The sequence below is a fragment of the Enterobacter sp. SECR19-1250 genome (assembly GCF_013391025.1).
GTDB classification, from domain to species: domain Bacteria; phylum Pseudomonadota; class Gammaproteobacteria; order Enterobacterales; family Enterobacteriaceae; genus Enterobacter; species Enterobacter cloacae.
Genome location: NZ_JACASJ010000260.1, coordinates 1 through 1,303, shown reverse-complemented (window position 1 = coordinate 1,303; position 1,303 = coordinate 1). Strand labels below are relative to the sequence as shown.

3 protein-coding genes are annotated in these 1,303 nt (G+C 52.7%); all 3 read left to right on the top strand.

Features of this window, described 5'->3' with window-relative positions:
- The first annotated feature begins 27 nt into the window (after window positions 1–27).
- The 3 genes from HX884_RS26450 to HX884_RS26440 are packed head-to-tail and all read left to right on the top strand — an operon-like array spanning window position 28 to window position 1,291.
- Window positions 28–450, top strand: a complete 423-nt coding sequence (locus tag HX884_RS26450) for an HNH endonuclease (RefSeq protein ID WP_178329034.1) — start codon at window positions 28–30, stop codon at window positions 448–450.
- A complete protein-coding gene (locus tag HX884_RS26445; RefSeq protein WP_178329033.1) occupies window positions 447–1,037 on the top strand; it encodes a DUF551 domain-containing protein in 591 nt (196 codons plus the stop codon). Before HX884_RS26450 ends, HX884_RS26445 begins: the two co-directional genes overlap by 4 nt.
- Window positions 1,034–1,291 (top strand): hypothetical protein, encoded by a 258-nt coding sequence (locus tag HX884_RS26440; protein ID WP_110820172.1) that lies wholly within the window; start codon window positions 1,034–1,036, stop codon window positions 1,289–1,291. Before HX884_RS26445 ends, HX884_RS26440 begins: the two co-directional genes overlap by 4 nt.
- The last annotated feature ends 12 nt before the right edge of the window (window positions 1,292–1,303 follow it).

Sequence of the window (1,303 nt, the reverse complement as noted above, 5' to 3'; positions counted from 1 at the left end):
CGCCGCAGCCGGTAAAGGAGAGTGATCATGGCTCTGACGAAAAAACAGCGCGCAGAGCTGCGCATGAAGTTCGGTGGTCGCTGTGCTTATTGTGGCTGCGAACTTCCCGAAAAGGGCTGGCATGCTGACCACGTTGAGGCGGTGTTGCGAAAATCTGAGCAATGTATGAAGGCTGCTGCGAAAGGCATCTTCAAACTGAAGGCGACGGGTGAATTTTACAGGCCAGAGGCTGAAAGACTGGAAAACCTATTCCCGGCATGTGCGCCCTGCAACTTACTGAAAACGTCCTACTCGCTGGAAATGTTCAGAAAGCAGGTATCTCTTCAGGTCGAGCGAGGGCGCAAGAGCAGCATGAACTTCCGAACGGCAGAGCGTTTCGGCCTTATCGAGGCAGTGGAGAAGCCAGTGGTGTTCTGGTTCGAACAGTATCAGGAAGGAGCAGTATCATGATTACCCTTACCAAAGAATGGCTATTGAAGACCATCGCGGAGCTTGAAGAAGGGCGCGATGCAACTCCCGGAGCAGTAAACGAAGATGCAGCACGGGCGTTGGCAGCGATGAAGCTGGCGCTGGCATCGCTCGAAGCGAAGCCTGTGTCAGTCAACGACGATATGGCTTATGCATTCCATCATGCAATATCAGATTCATCATTAGGCTCTGACGAAGTTGAAGAAATTAAGACTGGGTTGCGTGCTGCATTCGCTAATGTCACAGCCCCTCCAGCGCCGGTATCTGTGCCCGCTGCGATGGAAATGGATGATGACTTTGACAGCGCGTTTGAACACGGAAAAGCTGTCGGCTGGAACGCATGCCGCGCCGCCATGCTTCAGGGTGCCGAACCTGCTCAGGAGTGGATTCCGTGCAGTGAGCGGATGCCTGAACAATTTAAAGCCATTCTGGTATTCAATGAATATGGAGAAGTTTGGTCTGGCGCATACGACAGGTACTGGAATTTCTACTGCGATAATGAACTGGTGGAATGCGTAACCCACTGGATGCCGCTGCCAGCAGCACCGCAGCAGGAGTCAAAGCCGTGATTACTTCAACCACTGCCACAGTATGGCATTCATCAGTTAAGGGTCGCCGTTATTTAACCCGTCGCGCCGCTATAGAGGCCGAGACACGGGCAATAATTTACAGGCTCTATCCACCTGAAAAGCCCGAATTCGACAACGTTGGCATGACATATCCTGGCTACGACATTAAGCATGATGACCCCGAGCGTTACGAAAAGCTTTTTCGCCGCATTAAGCGGCTCGTTGAGCGAAGCGCGGAGGCCAGAAATGCCTAACCCATTCGACGC